The 19,338-nt window shown below is 38.8% G+C and carries 17 protein-coding genes and 1 other annotated feature (1 of these 18 only partly in view); of the genes, 16 read left to right on the forward strand and 1 reads right to left on the reverse strand.

From position 1 onward, the window contains the following. The first annotated feature begins 343 nt into the window (after nt 1-343). The 4 genes from FFM62_RS02860 (at nt 344) to FFM62_RS02875 (ending at nt 4,818) form a co-directional block, all read left to right on the forward strand. A complete protein-coding gene (locus tag FFM62_RS02860; RefSeq protein ID WP_115470159.1) occupies nt 344-1,078 on the forward strand; it encodes a metal ABC transporter ATP-binding protein in 735 nt (244 codons plus the stop codon). A gap of 1 nt (nt 1,079) precedes the next feature. Beyond that, nucleotides 1,080-1,940 (forward strand): metal ABC transporter permease, encoded by an 861-nt coding sequence (locus FFM62_RS02865; protein ID WP_115470160.1) that lies wholly within the window; start codon nt 1,080-1,082, stop codon nt 1,938-1,940. Beyond that, on the forward strand, nt 1,924-2,868 hold the full coding sequence (locus FFM62_RS02870) for a metal ABC transporter solute-binding protein, Zn/Mn family (protein ID WP_115470161.1): 945 nt from the start codon (nt 1,924-1,926) through the stop codon (nt 2,866-2,868). The genes FFM62_RS02865 and FFM62_RS02870 overlap by 17 nt, the downstream gene beginning before the upstream one ends. A 270-nt stretch (nt 2,869-3,138) precedes the next feature. After that, nucleotides 3,139-4,818, forward strand: a complete 1,680-nt coding sequence (locus FFM62_RS02875; protein ID WP_115470162.1) for an NAD(P)/FAD-dependent oxidoreductase — start codon at nt 3,139-3,141, stop codon at nt 4,816-4,818. 222 nt (nt 4,819-5,040) lie between these two features. On the opposite strand, the gene FFM62_RS02880 is transcribed toward FFM62_RS02875, so the two are convergent. Further along, nucleotides 5,041-5,640, reverse strand: coding sequence for a TrmH family RNA methyltransferase (locus FFM62_RS02880; RefSeq protein WP_115470163.1), 600 nt, complete (start codon nt 5,638-5,640; stop codon nt 5,041-5,043). Between the two features lie 387 nt (nt 5,641-6,027). Between FFM62_RS02880 and FFM62_RS02885 the strand changes: the two genes are divergently transcribed. From FFM62_RS02885 to FFM62_RS02940, 12 genes are all read left to right on the forward strand, one after another. After that, nucleotides 6,028-6,870, forward strand: a complete 843-nt coding sequence (locus FFM62_RS02885) for an energy-coupling factor ABC transporter ATP-binding protein (RefSeq protein ID WP_115470164.1) — start codon at nt 6,028-6,030, stop codon at nt 6,868-6,870. After that, the gene (locus tag FFM62_RS02890; protein WP_115470328.1) at nt 6,846-7,712 is read left to right on the forward strand and encodes an energy-coupling factor transporter ATPase; all 867 of its coding nucleotides are present in this window, start codon (nt 6,846-6,848) and stop codon (nt 7,710-7,712) included. The genes FFM62_RS02885 and FFM62_RS02890 overlap by 25 nt, the downstream gene beginning before the upstream one ends. Continuing rightward, the gene (locus FFM62_RS02895; protein ID WP_115470165.1) at nt 7,705-8,508 is read left to right on the forward strand and encodes an energy-coupling factor transporter transmembrane component T family protein; all 804 of its coding nucleotides are present in this window, start codon (nt 7,705-7,707) and stop codon (nt 8,506-8,508) included. The genes FFM62_RS02890 and FFM62_RS02895 overlap by 8 nt, the downstream gene beginning before the upstream one ends. 14 nt (nt 8,509-8,522) lie before the next feature. Beyond that, nucleotides 8,523-9,272 (forward strand): tRNA pseudouridine(38-40) synthase TruA, encoded by a 750-nt coding sequence (gene truA / locus FFM62_RS02900; RefSeq protein WP_075270261.1) that lies wholly within the window; start codon nt 8,523-8,525, stop codon nt 9,270-9,272. A gap of 157 nt (nt 9,273-9,429) precedes the next feature. After that, nucleotides 9,430-9,873, forward strand: coding sequence for a 50S ribosomal protein L13 (gene rplM, locus FFM62_RS02905; RefSeq protein ID WP_075270260.1), 444 nt, complete (start codon nt 9,430-9,432; stop codon nt 9,871-9,873). A 26-nt stretch (nt 9,874-9,899) separates the two neighbouring features. Next, nucleotides 9,900-10,292 carry a 30S ribosomal protein S9 gene (gene rpsI, locus FFM62_RS02910; RefSeq protein WP_115470166.1) on the forward strand — a complete coding sequence of 131 codons (393 nt, stop codon included), beginning with the start codon at nt 9,900-9,902 and terminating at the stop codon, nt 10,290-10,292. A 167-nt stretch (nt 10,293-10,459) separates the two neighbouring features. Beyond that, a complete protein-coding gene (locus tag FFM62_RS02915; RefSeq protein WP_115470167.1) occupies nt 10,460-12,400 on the forward strand; it encodes a DNA/RNA helicase domain-containing protein in 1,941 nt (646 codons plus the stop codon). 92 nt (nt 12,401-12,492) lie between these two features. After that, the gene (locus FFM62_RS02920) at nt 12,493-13,494 is read left to right on the forward strand and encodes an HNH endonuclease (RefSeq protein ID WP_115470168.1); all 1,002 of its coding nucleotides are present in this window, start codon (nt 12,493-12,495) and stop codon (nt 13,492-13,494) included. A 193-nt stretch (nt 13,495-13,687) separates the two neighbouring features. Further along, nucleotides 13,688-16,036: a hypothetical protein gene (locus FFM62_RS02925; RefSeq protein ID WP_115470169.1), complete on the forward strand. Its 2,349-nt coding sequence runs from the start codon at nt 13,688-13,690 to the stop codon at nt 16,034-16,036. 40 nt (nt 16,037-16,076) lie between these two features. Next, on the forward strand, nt 16,077-16,940 hold the full coding sequence (locus tag FFM62_RS02930) for a helix-turn-helix domain-containing protein (protein ID WP_115470170.1): 864 nt from the start codon (nt 16,077-16,079) through the stop codon (nt 16,938-16,940). A 16-nt stretch (nt 16,941-16,956) separates the two neighbouring features. Beyond that, nucleotides 16,957-18,279 (forward strand): glycoside-pentoside-hexuronide (GPH):cation symporter, encoded by a 1,323-nt coding sequence (locus FFM62_RS02935; protein ID WP_115470171.1) that lies wholly within the window; start codon nt 16,957-16,959, stop codon nt 18,277-18,279. A 190-nt stretch (nt 18,280-18,469) separates the two neighbouring features. Then, nucleotides 18,470-19,225, forward strand: coding sequence for a hypothetical protein (locus tag FFM62_RS02940; RefSeq protein WP_115470172.1), 756 nt, complete (start codon nt 18,470-18,472; stop codon nt 19,223-19,225). Between the two features lie 96 nt (nt 19,226-19,321). After that, nucleotides 19,322-19,338 (forward strand) — a binding site (T-box leader) (it continues 215 nt past the right edge of the window).

The raw sequence follows: 19,338 nt of genomic DNA on the forward strand, positions 1-19,338 counted from the left end.
TGTAGGTACATCGTGACTGCTTCAATTTGTACTTCTTTTGAAAACATAGTAAAACCCCGTAAGTTTTGGAAATTACTCCAACTTACGGGGTTCAGTTCAGGACGACAAAGGTTCCAACCGTTTTTTGTCTCGTTCGACGTAAACGCGTTACACACCAGCTTCAAAACGACTTTTGTCGCGCTCTTTTTTAAACCTTTACACAATTGAGATGTCATTACAGTTATTTTTCATTTAAGAAAATATATTGATTAGTTTTATGAAATTTATTATGATGAATAAGTTGTTTTAAGAAAAGATATTTTTTGAAATAACAAAAACATTTTATGATACAGGAGATATATTTATGTTGCAAATCAACGACTTAACTGTCGCTTACAGCAATGTACCAGTTTTCACGGACTTGTCTGTCAACTTTTCCCCGGGAAAGATTACAGGGATCATCGGACCCAATGGTGCTGGTAAGGCAACGTTAATCAAGGGAACACTTGGATTGGTGCGCCGATCGGGTAATGCGACTTTAAATGGAACAGCCATTAATCGTGTTCGTCAAAAGATTGCGTATGTCGAACAACGTGCGGCCCTTGATTTAACATTTCCCATCAGTGTTTTTGAGGTGGTTTTAACGGGTACGTATGGCAAGTTAGGATTATTCAAAAGCCCTGGTCGAAAAGAAAAGGAACTTGCAACTGATGCTTTAAAGCAAGTGAACTTATCTGAGTTTAAGAATCGTCAAATTGGCGAACTATCTGGTGGACAATTGCAACGTGTCTTTGTCGCACGCGCAATCGTTCAACAAGCGGATGTAGTGATTTTGGATGAGCCATTTGTGGGAATTGACATGAAATCTGAAGAAGAAATCATGAATGTTCTACGTGGCTGGCGTGATGCAGGGAAGACAATTATTGTTGTGCACCACGACTTAAATAAAGTCGCTGCCTATTTTGATGAGTTACTAATCATGAACCATGGCGTCATCGATCATGGTCCTGTTGCAACGGTATATACGCAGGAAAACATGGCGCGCGCCTTTTCAGCTGACTTAAGTGCCGTGCTGTTCAATAAGGGAGCAGGTGCTTAATATGACAAGTATTGTAGAATTTTTGCACGCTTTAGGACATTATAATTTCTTACAAAGTGCACTGATGGCCGCCATTATGGTGGGGATTATGTCAGGAATTATTGGTAGTTTTATTATTTTACGTGGGATGTCACTAATGGGTGACGCCATTTCACATTCTGTTTTACCCGGAGTTGCTGTCGCCTATATGTTGGGTGTTAATCTAATGATTGGTGCAACGACCTTTGGGGTTATTGCTGCGTTATTGATTGGTTTTGTCGCTTCTAACAGTAAGTTGAAAAATGATACGGCAATTGGTATTGTCTTTTCAGCATTTTTTGCATTAGGATTTATTTTAATTTCAATGGCCGAATCATCAACGAATTTGCATCATATCTTGTTTGGAAATGTTTTAGCTGTTTCTGATTCTGACCTGCTTTCAACATTCATCGTGTTGACTATTGTAATCGTTTTTGTTTTTGCACTCTTTAAAGAACTTCAAATCACTTCCTTTGATGAAGTATTTGCTAAGTCATACGGTTTAAACACAAGTATCATTCATTATGGTTTGATGATTATTTTGACGTTGGTAACAGTATCAGCTTTGCAAACTGTTGGTATCATTCTGATTGTTGCCATGTTGATTACGCCAGCAGCCACAGCATTCTTATGGACGAACCGCTTGGTATACATGTTGTTTGTGTCATCAGGTGTTGGTGCAATTGCCTCAATCGTTGGTTTATATCTCTCATACACGATGAATTGGGCATCTGGTCCAGCAATCGTATTGGTTGCAGCTATTATATTCTTGGTTTCATTTGTTATTGCCCCAAAGCAAGGCATCCTTGCTAAATTAGGAGTTAAAAATGTTAAAAAAGCTTAGTATTGTTATTATTGCATTGTTGGTCGTTGGTGGTGGTATCTTCTGGTTTGTTAATGGTCGTGGTGAGCAAAAAGCAACAGGAAGCCAGAAGCTACGTGTTGTGACAACAAACTCTATTTTGGAAGATATGGTTGAACAAGTTGGTGGTAAAGATGTTCGTGTATACAGTATTGTTAAACGTGGAACGGATCCGCACGAATACGATCCCACCACAAATGATATTGCGGCAGCAACCGAAGCTGATGTCCTTTTCCATAATGGATTGAACTTGGAAACTGGTGGTAGCGGTTGGTTTAATAAGTTGACGAAGACGGCTAATAAGCGTGATGGAAAAGAAGTTTTTGCCGCTTCAAAGCATGTTAAAGCAATGTATCTGACAGAGTCTGGTAAAGAAAACGAAACTGATCCTCATGCCTGGCTTGATTTGAGCAATGGTGTGAAATACGTCAAGATGATTAGTAGTGTCCTGCAAGATAAGGATCCTAAGCATGCGAAAGCTTACCAAAAGCGCACTGATGCCTATGTAGAGAAATTAGAAAAAATGCATAAGGAAGCGCAAAGTAAGTTTGCTGATATTCCAGAAAAGCAACGCTTGCTGGTGACATCAGAAGGAGCCTTTAAGTACTTCTCAAAAGCATATGATATCAAGCCAGCCTTTATCTGGGAAATTAATACTGAAGCGCAAGGTACACCAGAACAGATGAAACAAGTATTGGCTAAGATTGATCAATCAGAAGTGAAGTCATTATTTGTTGAAAGTTCTGTTTCACCTAAGTCAATGAAACAAGTATCGAAGGAAACAAAGCTACCGATTTATGCAAAAATCTATACGGATTCACTGGCTAAAAAAGGGACGACAGGCGATACTTACTATGACATGGTTAAGTGGAATATCGACAAAATTCATGATGGTATGTTAGCAAAATAAATATATAATCCTGTAACACATTATTTAGGTTTTTAATATAATTAATGTGTTTTTTGCTGAAATAAATAAGTGTACGATATTTGTGACTTATTTGTGATTGTTTTCCTTAAAAGTTGGTATAATGAAATTGTGAGGAACTTAGTTATTTAGTTCAATGTAGTTAACAAACTAGGTAACTAGGTTTACAAAGATAATATTCAAGGATACAATGTATCTTTGGACTTATAATTTTATTAGTTTTGTAGGATTTTTTTATTGAGGAGATTTAATATGGCTAGCAAAAACATCGTTGTAGTAGGGGCAGGCTTTTCCGGCGTATTCACTGCACGTAAATTAGCAAAAAAGCTAAAAAACACTGACTATCAAATCGTGTTGATTGATCGTCACTCATTTATGACTTACATGACGGAGCTACATGAAGTTGCAACGAAGCGTGTTGAACCAAAGCACGTGCAATTTGATTTGGGAACGCTATTTAAGCACCAATCAAATGTGAAAATCGTTACAGCTAATGTCGAGGATATCGATAAAGAAGCTAAAGTAATCAAGACTTCAGAAGGTGAATTCACGTTCGAAAAGTTGGTTCTTGCAACTGGTGGAACAACCAACACGTTCGGTACACCAGGTGTTGAGGAATATGGTTACACGTTATGGTCATTTGAGGAAGCTGTTAAATTACGGGCACACATCGAAGAAGTTATCCGCGAAGGTGCAATGGAATCAGATCCAGCACTTCGTCAAGCTAAATTGACGATTGCCGTTGTTGGATCAGGATTTACAGGTGTTGAATTAGCTGGTGAATTGATCGAACAACGTCGCGAATTGGCTCGTGCCAACAACTTGGATGAATCAGAAATCCATCTAGAAGTTATCGAAGCTGTGCCAACGATTTTGAACATGTTGTCAGATCGTAAGCTAGCTGATAAGGGTGAGCAATACATGATCAACCACGGCATCAAGCTACGTAAGTCAGCTGGTGTGGTTGAAGTTAAGGAACATGCTGCCCTATTGAAAGATGGTACAGAAGTACCAACTGAAACTTTGGTTTGGACAGCCGGTGTTAAGGCTAAGCCACAAGGTGCTAAGTGGGGATTGCAACAAGGACCTGGTGGCCGTTTCTTAGCCGATGAGTACTCACGTGCCCAAGGTGAAAAAGATATTTATGTTGCTGGTGATGTGGCTGCTTATCAAGAACCTGCACTTGCAGATCCTGATAACCCACGTGCTGGTTGGACACCACAAACTGTTGAAGGTGGAGAATCAGCTGCCAACACGGTTGTACCTAATATTGTTTATGATGTCACTGGTCAAACTGGTGAACGTCACGAATTCAAGGGACACTACCAAGGTTATGCTGTGTCAATTGGTTCACACTACACAGTTGGTGTTGTGCAACAAATTGGTAACATGAAGTTAGGTAAGAACGGTTGGTCAATCACTGGCTTTACTGCAAATATGTTTAAGCACATTATTAACTTCTACTTCTTTATGCAAATTACTAGTGGTTACCACATGTTCCAATACACATTGGATGAATTCTTCCGGACACCAAATGGTCGTAACCCATTCTTCGGTTGGACATCACGTGTTGGTAATGTTTTGTGGTCAGTTCCTTTGCGTATCGTTATGGGAATCACTTGGATTTCACTAGGGGCAACCCTTGGTGGTGGTGCTGGTATGATTGCAACGATTGTTGGTTGGTTACTTGTCTTTGGACTACTAACATCAATTGCTGCCTTCGTCGGATTCATCTTTGGTTTGGTAATGGTCTTTGCCGGTACTGGTGTGACCGTGGCTGCCTTGTTGATTCCATTTGCTTCATTGGCATTAATGAACGGTGCCGGACGTACAATCGGGTTGGACTACTGGGTAACCCCATTCCTAGAGCGCTCACTAGGGGCATCATGGTATGGTAAGGCTAGCTCACATTACAATGATTTACGTAAATAATTAATACATGTTAAACATAAAAAGGTTGGGAAATTTATTTTTCCCAACCTTTTTTGTGTTTAAAATATAAATATCCTTCAAAGCGACTTATGTCACACTCTATAAATGCGTTCCAAAAATCTGAAGCCTTAATGTAACGCCATTCCCGTCCTGCGCTTTGCTACGGCCAAAAATGACGCAAATCACGTTACACACCAGCTTCAAAGCAATTTTTGTCACGCTCTAATTTGGTTGATGTTGTGATGCGTAGAAGGCAGCGATGACACCGTGGGCAACGCCAACGTTAATTGAACGGACACTACCGTATTGTGGAATATAAACCATGGCATCGGCAGCGGCGATTAAATCATCAGCCAAGCCGAGTTTTTCTTCGCCAAATAGGAAAGCTGATTTGGCTGGGAATTGCATATCATATAATGACTTTGGGTCATAACCAGGGGTGTTATCTACAGCATAGATCGTGTAACCCGCTTCATGTAGTTGAGCAAAAATCGTTGGATAATCAGTAATACGATGATGCTCAATGTGTTCATAGTTTTGTGTACCTAATGAACCACGACGGTCCCATTTTTTGATGCCTTCAGTTGCATCAGGAATTGCAGGGTTTTCGGGATTCAAAAAAATTAATTTGCGCATCCCAAAGGCATTACTATTACGAACGGCCGATGCCTTGTTAAAGTCATGGCTGAGGTTTTGCATAATGGAAATCATTTCGCCACGATGCATATCTAATGATGCGCGAATTTCATCATCCGTTTTACCTTTATAGAAGTCGGTGACGTTTCGATAATCAGCCGAACGCGTTAAATCAATATCTGACATAGTAGTCTCCTTATTAGAAGTTGAAACAAAAGAAAATGGTCCAACCTTTTCTGTGCTAAAAATATATTAATTATAAGTCTGTAATTTTAATAGCATAAACGCGTTCCAAAAGTCTGAAGCCTCAATGTAACATCATTTACACCATTCCTGTCCTGCGCTTCGCTACGGCCAAAAATAGCGCAAATAACGTTACACACTGGCTTCAAAACAACTTTTGTCTCGCTCTCATTAAACGATAAAATAATAGTTTAATTCTATCCGGGGGCGTGCGACGTGTCAAACAAGCTAGTGACTGATAAAATATGATGAAATTGAACAATTCAAAGCATATTGACTATTAATTTGGTATGATTAAAGGTATTGAGAAAATAAGAAGGAGGCGCGGACATGACGCCAATTATATCGTTGTCGCATGTGACTTACGCATATCCAAATAGTGACGCCCCTGCCTTGCGTGATTTATCATTAACAATCAACAAAGGTGAATGGGTCGCAATTATCGGACATAACGGATCCGGTAAATCAACTTTTGCAAAATTATTAAACTATCTATTAGCACCTGATGAGGGTGAAATCACAGTCAATGATGTCATTGCCACTGAAGAAAATATGTGGACAATTCGTGACATGGTTGGGATGGTTTTTCAAAACCCTGATAATCAGTTTGTCGGCGCCACCGTCGCTGATGATGTGGCTTTTGGTATGGAAAATCGTGGTGTCCCACGCGATGAGATGATTTCGCGTGTGGACGCAGCGCTAGAAGAAGTACAAATGATGCCGTTTGCTGATCGTGAGCCAGCGCGTCTATCAGGTGGCCAAAAGCAACGCGTGGCTATCGCATCTGTATTGGCCTTGCAACCTAAGATTTTGATTCTAGACGAAGCAACGGCTATGCTAGATCCAACTGGTCGTCGTGAAATGATTGCCTTAGTGCATGAATTGAAAGCTCGTATGGGGAATGACTTAACTGTTATTTCGATTACCCATGATATTGATGAAGCTGCCAGTGCTGATCGTGTCATGGTGATCAACGATGGTGAACTGGTTGAAACCGGATTACCAGCGGAAATCTTTGCGAATGCGGATCAATTACGTCGCTTTGGGTTAGCAGTGCCATTTGCTGAGCAATTGAAGGAACAATTACGACTACGGGGCATTGACGTCCCTAATGAATATTTGACAACGGAAGGGCTGGTGACATGGTTATGGCAATCAATTTCGACCAAGTAGGGTTTACGTATCAGCCCAATACGCCGTTTGCTACACCAGGTTTACATGATGTGTCATTTGAAATTCCTGAGGGTAAATTCACCGCTGTGATTGGGCATACAGGTTCTGGTAAATCAACGATGGTCCAACATCTTGATGGTTTGGTTTTGCCAACGACTGGTAAAGTGACGATGGGTGATCAAGTGGTGACCGCTGAAACGAAGTTAAAAGAACTTAACGAGATGCGTGCGCACATTGGCCTGGTTTTTCAGTTCCCTGAGGCGCAACTCTTTGAACAAACCGTTCTAAAAGATGTCATGTTTGGTCCTAAAAACTTCGGCGCTTCAGAAGAGGATGCGCAAGCGGCGGCTGAAGCGGCTTTGAAAAAGGTAGCTATTTCACCTGATTTGTATGAGCGTTCACCATTCGAACTGTCTGGTGGCCAGATGCGACGTGTCGCCATTGCGGGTGTCATTGCCATGGAACCAGATTTGTTGATTTTGGATGAACCAACAGCTGGTCTTGACCCACAAGGTCAGCGTGAATTAATGACCTTGTTCACTGATTTGCAGAAAGAACGACACATCACGGTGGTGTTGATTACGCACCAAATGGAATACGTCGCCCAATATGCAGATCATGTCGTGGTGTTTGAACACGGGACAGTGGTTAAGTCAGGTTCACCAACGACTATTTTTGCAGATGAGGAATGGTTGCATGAGAAGCAACTAGACGTGCCAGCAGCTAAACAATTTGCAGACGCTTTAGCTGAAAAGGGGATTCAATTACATAATGTGTTAGATATTGATCAATTGGCTGATCAATTAGCTGCCCGTTTAAATGGGGAGGTGGACCATGTTTAGTAATATGATTATTGGGCGGTATATGCCTGGTGATTCCTGGATTCATCGGCTAGATGCCCGCACAAAGCTCGTCCTAAGTACTGCCTTCATTTTTGTAGTTTTCTTTGCGAATAACGTGATCGGTTACGCATTAGCGGGTGCCTTTACGTTGCTGGCAATTACGATGACCGGTCTTGGTGTTGGGGTGTTTCTACGTGGCTTACGTCCGCTGGTATTATTGATGTTTATCACAACCCTATTGCAGTTGTTCTTTGTGCAAACTGGGGATGTCCTGGTTCATTGGGCCTTTATCAAAATTACCACGGATGGGGTTATTAACAGTGTGATCGTGTTTGTTCGTTTTATGTTGATCATCATGTTTTCAACAATTTTAACGTTGACCACACAGCCCTTAGCTGTTGCCGATGGGATGGAAAGTTTACTAAAGCCATTTAAGAAATTCGGTTTGCCTGTTTCTGAGTTGGCCTTGATGTTGTCGATTGCTTTGCGCTTTGTGCCAACATTAATGGATGAAGCCCAGAGTATTATGAATGCCCAACGAGCACGTGGTGTGCGCTTTAATGAGGGTAGTTTAATGGCGCGTATCAAGTCATTCGTGCCATTATTGATTCCATTATTTGTGAATGCCATTAAGCGAGCTATTGAGTTGGGGGATGCGATGGAGGCACGTGGTTACCGTGGTGGTGATCAACGCACAAAATATCGTGTCTTGACTTGGCATACGCGAGACACTATCGCAATTATTGCATTTGTTATCTTCACGGTTGCTTTGATTGCAACGCGTTGGATGATGTAGAAAGGATTTAAAACATGCCACGTTATAAAGCAACCATTGCTTATGATGGGACTGATTTTTTTGGCTGGCAAGTACAACCAAATAAACGGACGGTGCAAGCCGAAATGGAATTAGTGGTCAATAAAATGGCGAAGAACCCAGCGGAGCATATTCGCGTACAAGGTTCTGGCCGTACCGACGCCCGTGTTCACGCTAAGGGACAAGTCGCCCATTTTGATTTGCCATTTGATATTCCAGCTGATGCAGTTCGTAAGGGTTTATCAACGATGCTGCCCTATGATATTGGGATTAAGAAGGTAGAGAAGGTCAGTGATGACTTTCATGCCCAATTTAATGCCCACGATAAAACCTATTTTTATCGCTTTTCAACTAGTGAATATATTGACCCCTTTAAGCGTAATTATACGGGGCATTGGCACCGTCGCTTAAATCCAGAATTAATGCAACAAGCAATTGGTGATTATGTTGGTGAACATGATTGGTTGAGTTTTGTAGCTTCTGGTTATCAACAAAAAACAACCGTGCGGACAGTCTATTCTGCAAAAATGTGGTATAAGCCAGAAGAAGAAGAGATTTGGTTTGAATTCTCAGGTAATGGCTTTTTGTATAACCAAATTCGCATCATGGTCGGGGTCTTATTAGAAATCGGTAATGGTGTGCGACCTGTCGATGATATCAAGCGTTTATTTGAAGTCAAAGACCGCCAACAAGCGCAATTTACGGCACCGGCACAAGGATTATATTTAATGGATGTTAAATATTAAAAAATTAGGCAGTTACCAAGGACATTTCATTGACTATTCCTGCAAAACAGGATAATATAGAACTCGGTATTGTTTACCAACCACAAATGGGAATGTCCTGGTACGACTTTTTAATTATTGGTAAAGTAAACAAACAGAAAACTGGAGGAAATTTTCCATGCGTACAACTTATATGGCAAAGCCAGGTGAGATCGATCGCAAGTGGTACGTCGTTGATGCAACTGATATTGCATTGGGACGTTTGTCAACTGTCGTAGCATCTATCTTACGTGGTAAAAACAAGCCAACTTACACACCAAACATTGATACTGGTGATAACGTTATCGTTATCAATGCTGGTAAGGTCGCTTTGACTGGTAAGAAGGCTTCTAACAAGATTTATTACCACCACTCAAATCACCCAGGTGGTTTGAAGATGCGTCAAGCAGGTGACTTGCGCGAGAAGAACCCACAACGTTTGATCGAACTTTCAGTTCAAGGTATGTTGCCAAAGGGTACTCTTGGTCACCAACAAGCTTTGAAGCTACACGTGTTTGCTGGTTCAGAGCACACACACGCAGCTCAAAACCCTGAAGTGTTGGATATCACCAATCTTATTTAATTTAACGAAAGGAGAATAGTTTAATCATGGCTCAAGTACAATACTCTGGAACTGGCCGTCGTAAGAACTCTGTTGCCCGCGTACGTTTGGTACCTGGTAACGGTGCAATCACGATCAATGGTCTTTCATCAGAACAATACATTCCTTTCGCTAACTTGCGTGAGGTTATGGTGCAACCCTTCAACGTTACAGAAACTCTAGGAAACTACGATGTTTTGATCAACGTTGCTGGTGGTGGTTTCTCAGGTCAAGCTGGTGCAATTCGTCACGGTATCGCCCGTGCCCTATTGACTGTTGATCCTGACTTCCGCGCTTCATTGAAGAAGGCCGGTCTACTTACTCGTGACCCTCGTAAGAAGGAACGTAAGAAGCCAGGTCTTAAGAAAGCTCGTAAGGCTTCACAATTCTCAAAGCGTTAATATTTGCTATTACACTTTGTGGGATTGCCAAAGATCCGAATACAAAGATGACTCTCAAGTTGGTTTATCCAACTTGAGAGTTTTTTTGTGTCTAAATTTAGCAGTCAATATATACAAAGCAACATATTGTTGCTTTGTAATTTTTTTCGTTTTGCGATAATTAAATTATGGAACTACATAAATTAATAAAAGAAAAAAGAGAAAAAATTGGGCTAACACAAGAAGATGTTGCCTATAGACTAAATGTGACACGACAGGCTGTTCAGAATTGGGAAAATGATAAAAGAAGTATTCCAAATAGTTTATTGTCACAGTATTTTAAACTACTGAGATTTGATGCAAAGGAAATTTTATCAGTATTTGGTTTTATAGGTAGTAATGAATTAAAAGTAAAAGCAATTGATTATTCCAAACAGGGACTAGAAATATTTAAACGCACTGAAGGGGAGACAGTGTTAACGAAATTTCCAACACTTTACTTAGGTGTGGGGAAGAAACGGGATAAATATACGCAAAAGAATCATCAGTTAGCATATGTTGGTGAAGCTAGTTCAATTATCAGAAGGACCAATGAGTATCTGAACACGGGCAATGATAAATTAAATGCAATAAAAAGTGATTCGGATAATAAACAGGAACAATTGTACATTATTGGTCATTCAAAATTTAATAAATCAGCGACTTTAGAATTAGAACAAATGTTTATGGACTCATTGTTAGGGGATAACAAATTCATAAAAATCTATAACGGTCGTAATAATGGCCTTTCAACAGATTTTTATGAACGGAATGCTTATAGAGAAGGTATTTTTCCTGAAATCTGGGAACAATTGAGGCAACAGAATGTTGTTTCTAGTTTAGAAGAAGTCCATAATTCTGCTTTATTTGCTAATAGCCCTTTCAAGGCGTTAAGTCCGAAGCAACAAGAAGCTAAAGAACTAATTGCTGATAAGATTGCTGAAACTCTATTAGTAGGTAACCAAAACGAAGTCATTAAAATTCAAGGTCTTGCTGGATCGGGTAAAACAGTTTTAATGTCACAATTATTTTATGACATATGGAAAGAGCCGTATGAAGTCATAGAAGTTGACGGTAAAACTATGCATGAATCCTCAGTTGTTTTACTTGTAAGACATGAACAGCAACGACGTACATATGAACAAATTGCAAAAAAGTTAAATATGGGAAAAGATACAGTTATGGACGTATCTACTTTTATTACAAAAGGTGTAAAGGCTGATGTGGTATTAGTCGATGAAGCTCATTTGTTGTGGAGCGGAAACTATGGTCGTATTAATAAAAATAAATGGCAACCTGATTTGATTGCATTGCATAAATTGGCAAAAACATTGGTCTTAATTTATGATCCACAACAGCTAGTTTCAGCACGCGCGAAGATTGATGATAATCCTGCATTGTTAGAGATTGTGAATGGTCAGAATACATTAACTGTAAATTTGGATGAGCAATGGCGAATTGATGCTAATGCAGAAACTCTTGAGTGGATTGAAAGCCTTGCCCATTTTAATGAAAATTCGTTAGTTACACCACCTAGAGATGATTCATATGACATTAAATTTTTTGATGATGCTAGTGAATTTAAAAATGCGATTGAAAATAAAAATCAACAAGTTGGATTGAGCCGTTTGGTAGCGACATATGATTGGTCATATTCACAAGGTTCCAAACCAAAAAATGGTGATGATTATTGGAATGTGGATTTTGGCAGTGAAGTATTACCTTGGAATTTAGAATTACCAGCAGTACAAAAATTACAGGATAAACAAATACCATGGCAAGAGATTGAACAAAGTATCAATGAAGTAGGTAGTGATTTTACTGTCCAAGGTATCGATTTAAACTATGTGGGTGTTATTTTAGGACCATCAATTTTTTGGAATAAACAGACGAATTCATTAGATATAGATCCAGATAAGTCTCTGGATCACCAGAAAATACGGAGGTCTAAAGACGGTTATAATACTGAAGAAAACAAAAAATATTTAAGAAATGTTGTTAATGTTTTGCTGACTCGTGGTGTACATGGACTATACGTTTATGCTGTAGATGATGAGTTGAGAAATAAACTGACCGTATTGAACTTATAAATGATTTTAATAGTTGGACAGTGTGCTATTACTACTATATTTATTATATGATTGAATTATTAATTATATTTTTATAGTTAAATGGGGGGAATATGATGAACAATAACATGACATCTATACGGGAATATTATAGAGACTTAGATGACAATCAAAAAGATATATTAGACTGGTTTTATGATATGTCTCATACAGTTAATATGTTGCCCAAAGGAATGAAAACAGATAGAGGTAATCTTTTGGTTAGTCCAGCCATGGGTATATGGAAATCCAAAAATTTAGAATTTGCTACTTCAGTTAAGCAAACAATAAAAGGGCCATATCGAGATTCGGAACCTATAATGGATGTAGACGGAGATGGGACTCAGTTGATGCTTTATCGTCAACGAGAATCCGATAGTGGTCATATAAATTCTGACAAAAATAATCTATCAAGTAATGTTGCCTTAACAGTCAATTTAGATTTAAAAATACCTATTGGAATTGTAATTGAACAAAAAAAGAAGATTGATAATCGAAAGACATATAAATTTTTCATTGGAATGGTTTTGGGTTGGGAAGATGGATTCTTTTTAATTCAAATAGCTAATAAGGATGGATTAGTTAATGCAAAAAAGCCTTTAAAACAATTAGAAAAATCATTTGAAAAAATTGATACAGATAATAATGATTTTAATGAGGATGAAAAATTTGATGTTCACAATATTATTGATGCCAGAAGAAAACAAGAACGTGCGATAGTAATAAGACAAGGGCAAACTGAATTTAGGAAAAAAGTATTAGATGCGTACGACTATAAATGTGCAATTAGTGAAAATAATGTCGAAGAGGTTTTGGAAGCTGCTCATATATTTCCGTACAAAGGGAAGGAAACTAATACTATAAATAACGGAATTTTATTAAGAAGTGATTTACATTTACTATTTGATAAAAAAATGATCAGAATCAATCAGGATTACATAGTCCAAATTTCTCCGTTATTAGTTAACACCGTTTACAAAAAATATGATGGACTAAAATTAAGTCTACCAAAGGACATACAAAGTTATCCAGACAAGAAAGCATTAATCGATCATTATGATTGTTGTGACTTTTAACATCAAATTTATATTAAAGTTTTCTCTTTATAAACATGCCGTAAAAGATTGTAACAACTAACTACAATTTTCCACGGCACGTTTTTTTGTGTGAAATTATATAACTTTTAGTTGTATACAGGGAATGTAAGCGGTCTCATTTACATGGTAAACTACAGAGGTAGCTTAGTAAAAAAGCTAAAGGAGCTAAAAAATGGAGAATAATAAACTGCAATTGCAGGTACATCCCCGTGGTTACGTCGAGTCATTGATCATGAAAGATGATCCTTATCAAATGAACTGGGTAATTGATAATCAATACCTACAACAAACCGATTTTGATGAATCTGATAAGTTATTTGGCGAATTTACAATTACTGTAGATGGCCAAAAAATTGATAGTCATGACTTACAACCAACAGTAACTAATGATGCAAGTCGCACAACAGTTACCTATAATTTACAACAAAAATTACAAGTCGTTTTCGTGTATGATTTAACCACAGATAACCAATTGAACTGGGAAATCAGTGTGAAAAATCTAATATCTGATGACATCACCATTGAGAATTTTGGTGTTTGGTTGTCACTCGCTTATGTGATGTTCCGTGATAAGAATGTTGCGAAGAACATTCACGAGTCGGCGGCGGTTTATCCATCAATTTCACGTGATTTTACAAAAATTAATGCGGTTCGTCGAGATAATCAATCCGGTAATCTTGGTATTTATCAAACAGCGGGTCAAACATTATCAGTTGGTACCTATGCGGCATATAACAATTTGTTCTTTGAAAATGTTTCACCATCTTTGGACGGTATGTTATTCCATCAGTTGATTCTAGCTGGTGGTTATGATAAAGGTTTTGAAAATAATGACTGGATTTACGATAAAAGTTCAATCACGGTTAAAGCAAATGACACAACAATGTGGCATTATGTGATGCAGTCGAATGAATCGAAACAAGACTTTTACCAAAAGGCGCATGAAGTTGGTCAACCAACGGTCGCTTATCAACCGTTGAATATTGTGCAACAACTAAGTTATTTAACAATTAATGGTAATGGTCATGAGTTGATTGCGGTGACTGCGATTGCGGGTGAAAATGGTCAACGACAGACCAAACTGAATTTTCAACAACAATCATCAGATCACTATCAGGTGACTTTCAAACCAACTATTTTGGGTGAACACCAGCTGGTATTTGATTTTGCCGATGGTACCCAAGATGAAGTGGTACTAAACGTGATGACACCGTTGAATGAAGTTATTGATCAACGAGTGAAGTATATATCGGAGCAACTATACCAAGGGGCAGATGGCGAAGTCCCATATGCCTTTACACCAATTTCTAATCAAGGTGAGTCATTGGGAAAGTTAAGCTTGGTATTGAAGAAAAACTTGATGGGTGATTTAGATCTACAACAAGTCCAACAAGTTGAAGCCAGTGCCGTTAATTATGTACGACCAAAGTGGTTTAACAATGGTGATTTTAGAATACCAAACAATTTGTATGGTGATTTCTATCGTTGCATGGATTTTGAGTACATCGCACATCTCTTCTTACTATTATCAGAGTTTGACGATGACACGCTAGTCCTTCATTCATCAGAAGAATATCTCCAATGGGCGGCCGATGTCTTTATGTTACGTGTTAACCCAGACATGCACGAAACGGCACGTGGTAAAGAAGAAGCTCAGATGTTGGGTGTTTACTTCTTGTATATTCAGGATTTACTAAAGAAGCTAAAGAATCATGGACTGACTGACTATTATGAAAGAATTAATGAGCTTTGGCAGCAAGTAACGCAAAAGTTAGATGATAATCGTGCTGGGTATCAAGCAGCCATTACTGAGCACTACTTTGATAATGCTGGCTTTGGTCCAACTGCTGGTGCGTTGAGTGAGGCAGGATTTGTGAATGGTGCTGAGACGTATGGCCAATTGTTATTAGCAAACATTGGTTATTCAAATGATTTTAGAGCCCAGAATCCGGATCGCTGGTGGGAAGCTTTGGCATATATGATTCACTCATTATGGGGTGGTGTCACTGCGGCGGCGACCTTCAAAGTTTATGAGGCGTTACAAGATACGGCCTACTTAGATGCTAGTTATCGCGCCACAGCTGCGATTATGTATTGTTATGATACGAATTCAGTGACGACAACCAAGTTAAGTGAGGGGATGGCAGCATCAACTTATGCAGTTGCTGGACCACATCTTAACCGACCCGATTTGTCACGTAATCGTTTTGGTCAATCGACATTTTATTCAGGTGGTGGTATCTTCGCTAAATTATTTAACAGTGCGAATGAAACACCTGATTGGGATATGGGTGAGGAACTTGTTGCTTACCTAGATGGTATTGGTCGAAAGACATACTTGGTTCATCAAGCTGATGGCTGGTCAGTCATTAATGGTACGTATGAACAAGTTGGTAGTCAAATTAACATTATTAGTTTTGCGCCATATCAAAAAGAGTTCTGGTTGCTTGATGAGTCTGGTTCACATCAGTTGTCAGAATTGACATCGGCTAATAGCTATCTTTTCGATATGAATAACTAAGCAAATAGTAACTAATTTTGGTGATGGATTGGAGGAAAAGATGGATCAACAAACTATTTCGATTTCAATGCCACCGTTTCCTAGCTTTATCGAAGGGAATTATATTACGTTTAAAGCGGGGCAGAATCATGAGCATCGCTATCATCTAGGTTTCTTTGACTTAATATTTGTCAAAAAAGGAACGCTATTTTTACGTGAAGATGGTAAGAAGTACACGATTCATGAAAATGAGATGTTTATCCTCTTACCAAATGGGGAACATGATTCTTGGCAACCTTGTGAAGAAGAAACGAGTTTTTTCTGGATGCACATCTATACAACTTCAAGATGGCAACAAAGTGATTTTCCCATCCGTTTTGTGTCGGAACTGCCGATTCCGGAATTACATTTCCATCAAAAATCCTATACCTTACAATTACCAAAATTAGGTAAAATCGCTGAGCCAGATTTAATCTTTGATTTATTAAACGAAATCCAAAGAAGTACCGAAAGTACGCGCATAGATAGTATTTGGTATACCGAAGAATTGTTTTTAAAATTTCTGAAGTACATTGATACGCGGGGTATTTCAAAAGACCGTGTGACCACGTTGGCTGAAAAAGTTCATCTCTTCTTAGCTGAACATTTAGCCGAACATATTGATAACAATCGCTTGTCTGAAGAATTTCATTTGCATGTTAACTATATTGCACGGGTGATGACCAAAGTCTATGGCAAGACGGCTATTGAACTCTTGGAGGAACTTCGTATTGAAACAGCCAAACAATATTTGATTCATTCTAATAAGTTGATTAAGAATATTACGGAACTAGTCGGATTTGAGACCTATATCTCTTTTACAAACCAGTTTAAAAAGATGACGGGGATGTCGCCGAAGGCATATCGCGCCACCTACAAAAAATAATTTTGGGGAAAAAGTAATGCAAAAAAAATTAAGCTTAACAAATATCCTAGCTTATGCCAGTACTGACACGGCAGGAAATTTGCTTTATTGTACACTAACAAGTTTTATTCTATATTTCTATACCGATGTGTTTGGAATTTCTGTCGGTGCAGCCGGAACGATTTTACTAGTTGCTCGTGTCATTGATTCATTAGATGCACCAATTTGGGGATTGATCATTGATCACACACATTCAAAGTATGGGCAAAGTCGACCATGGTTCTTGTGGTTAGCGGCACCCTTCGCTATCTTCTTGACGTTATCATTCTTGTCACCAGACTTATCATCAACTCAAAAAGGGATTTATGCCTTAGTGACTTACTTGGTTACAGGAATTTCAACACCCATTACATCAATTTTGCCTAACTTAAGTAACGATTCTGATGAGCGTGTGAAGTTGAACTCTTACCGTATGGTTGGTGGAAACATTGGTTACTTCGTGACCGCATCATTTACCTTGCCATTAGTTGCTTTCTTTGGTGGTGGTAATGATCAAAGAGGTTTCGCTATTACAGCGGCTGTTTATTCGATTATTGGTTTCTTGATGTTCATCTTCGCTTTCGCAAAGACGCAAGAAATTAATAACACACCACAAGAAGTGCAAAGTATTCCAATTAAAGATAGTTTCAAAGCAATGGCTGGTAACTGGCCATGGGTTATCATTGTTTTGGCCAACGTCATGTACTGGTTAGGAAATACGGTGCGTACATCAACAGTTATCTATTATGCACAATATAACTTAGGTCACTTAAACTATGCGTCATTACTAAATGGATTGGTGTTATTCCAAGTTGTTGGAAATATCCTAATTCCATTTATGGTTAGAAAATTCTCAAAGGGTCAAACTTTGATTATTGGTTTCTCAATTGCCTCACTTGGTCAAATTCTTATCGGTTTTGTCGGCAGTAACTTTGCGTTGATTGCCGCAGCTTGGATTTTTACATCAATCGGAACTGGAATTGCCGTATCAATGCCATTTGCCATGTTGTCAGATACAGTGGATTATGGTGAGTGGAAGACAGGTATTCGTTCAGCAGGTTTCTTAACAGCGATTGGTAGTGCCTTCTGTATTAAGATGGGTTCAGGATTAGGTGGTTTCATCCCTTCTAAGATTATGGCTGCTGCTGGTTATGTGGCCCATAAGCAACAAACTGCATCTGCCTTAGCAAGTACCAAGTTTTCATTTGTTTGGTTACCAGCAATCTGCTTTATGATTGGTGCCGCTATTATGTTAGCTTATGCTAAGTATGAGAAGAAAGAAGATCAAATTAAGAAAGATTTGTTAGAACGCGTAAACTAAAAAATAAAGCTGAAGCTACTGAATTTTTCAATGAATTCGGTAGCTTTTTCATTGCTAAGAAAACAGAGTAACGACTGTAAGTGGTACAAACGAAAGGCTAGCATAAATAATGCTATAATTTTTACATACTAATTTTGACATCAAGGGGGGATTTCAAATGAGTAAGGGAGCATGAATCAGCACCATTGTTGTGTTATTAGTCGTTGGTTTGGGAGCAGGTGGCGTAGTATACGTCAACCATCAATCACAAGATAGAGCATTAAAAGAAGAACAAGCCAAAAATAGTTCATTATCTGAAAAAATTGATAGTTCAGACAAAAAGAAAGAAACCAGCGAAGAAAATTCGAGTTCGCAACAATCATCATCAAGTGTGAGTGAATCTTCGTCATCAAGTTCGGAGGAAACAAATACCAACGAACCAGTTAATTTAACGACATCACAAAAACAAGCCGTTAATAAAGCTTTTCTGAGTTGGGCATCAGACCGAGCTGAGGTTGGTAACATGGCAGTAACCGATTGGTATTTTGATCATGGTGCAGCTGGTCGTGGAGATTGGTATGCAAATACAGCTGATGGTGAAGTCCAAGTTCAGGACCAGAATAACCCGGGACCATCCGCATTTCTGGTACATGCAATCGGTGGGTGTGTCTTCTTAACAATGAAAGATGGTTCTACCGGACAACAAGATGATGTTGTGGAGTCCATTGCTGGTGGATATGGGGATAAAGCCGATATGGATAAACCCATTACAAAATATATGCTTGGTGATAATGGAAAAGTTTATGAATTGAGACTAGATAAAGGTGATACCAGTTTAACCTCTGGATTCGGTGAATATACAGATGAAGGACAACGAGGTGACTACACCCCATCATATAGTTTTAAGGTGTCAGAAGATCAAGCTGCCCAAGCTGAGTTGCAAAAAATTCTAGCTGATTATCGTTAGTGATTGTGTAGCAGACTAGTTCGGGAAATATTTTCCCAAAAACCACTTGCAAACAATCATCAAATCAAGTAACTTATTTATTAGATAATTATTAGAGAAAATGTGATGAAGAG

This window comes from Weissella thailandensis, from assembly GCF_005405465.1.
Classification (GTDB): Bacteria; Bacillota; Bacilli; order Lactobacillales; family Lactobacillaceae; genus Weissella; species Weissella thailandensis.

Bases quoted from the DNA above. Each gene is read 5' to 3' on its own strand.
- FFM62_RS02860 (WP_115470159.1), top strand. From the start codon at position 344: ATGTTGCAAATCAACGACTTAACTGTCGCTTACAGCAATGTACCAGTT.
- FFM62_RS02865 (WP_115470160.1), top strand. From the start codon at position 1,080: ATGACAAGTATTGTAGAATTTTTGCACGCTTTAGGACATTATAATTTC.
- FFM62_RS02870 (WP_115470161.1), top strand. From the start codon at position 1,924: ATGTTAAAAAAGCTTAGTATTGTTATTATTGCATTGTTGGTCGTTGGT.
- FFM62_RS02875 (WP_115470162.1), top strand. From the start codon at position 3,139: ATGGCTAGCAAAAACATCGTTGTAGTAGGGGCAGGCTTTTCCGGCGTA.
- FFM62_RS02880 (WP_115470163.1), bottom strand. From the start codon at position 5,640: ATGTCAGATATTGATTTAACGCGTTCGGCTGATTATCGAAACGTCACC.
- FFM62_RS02885 (WP_115470164.1), top strand. From the start codon at position 6,028: ATGACGCCAATTATATCGTTGTCGCATGTGACTTACGCATATCCAAAT.
- FFM62_RS02890 (WP_115470328.1), top strand. From the start codon at position 6,846: ATGGCAATCAATTTCGACCAAGTAGGGTTTACGTATCAGCCCAATACG.
- FFM62_RS02895 (WP_115470165.1), top strand. From the start codon at position 7,705: ATGTTTAGTAATATGATTATTGGGCGGTATATGCCTGGTGATTCCTGG.
- truA (WP_075270261.1), top strand. From the start codon at position 8,523: ATGCCACGTTATAAAGCAACCATTGCTTATGATGGGACTGATTTTTTT.
- rplM (WP_075270260.1), top strand. From the start codon at position 9,430: ATGCGTACAACTTATATGGCAAAGCCAGGTGAGATCGATCGCAAGTGG.
- rpsI (WP_115470166.1), top strand. From the start codon at position 9,900: ATGGCTCAAGTACAATACTCTGGAACTGGCCGTCGTAAGAACTCTGTT.
- FFM62_RS02915 (WP_115470167.1), top strand. From the start codon at position 10,460: ATGGAACTACATAAATTAATAAAAGAAAAAAGAGAAAAAATTGGGCTA.
- FFM62_RS02920 (WP_115470168.1), top strand. From the start codon at position 12,493: ATGATGAACAATAACATGACATCTATACGGGAATATTATAGAGACTTA.
- FFM62_RS02925 (WP_115470169.1), top strand. From the start codon at position 13,688: ATGGAGAATAATAAACTGCAATTGCAGGTACATCCCCGTGGTTACGTC.
- FFM62_RS02930 (WP_115470170.1), top strand. From the start codon at position 16,077: ATGGATCAACAAACTATTTCGATTTCAATGCCACCGTTTCCTAGCTTT.
- FFM62_RS02935 (WP_115470171.1), top strand. From the start codon at position 16,957: ATGCAAAAAAAATTAAGCTTAACAAATATCCTAGCTTATGCCAGTACT.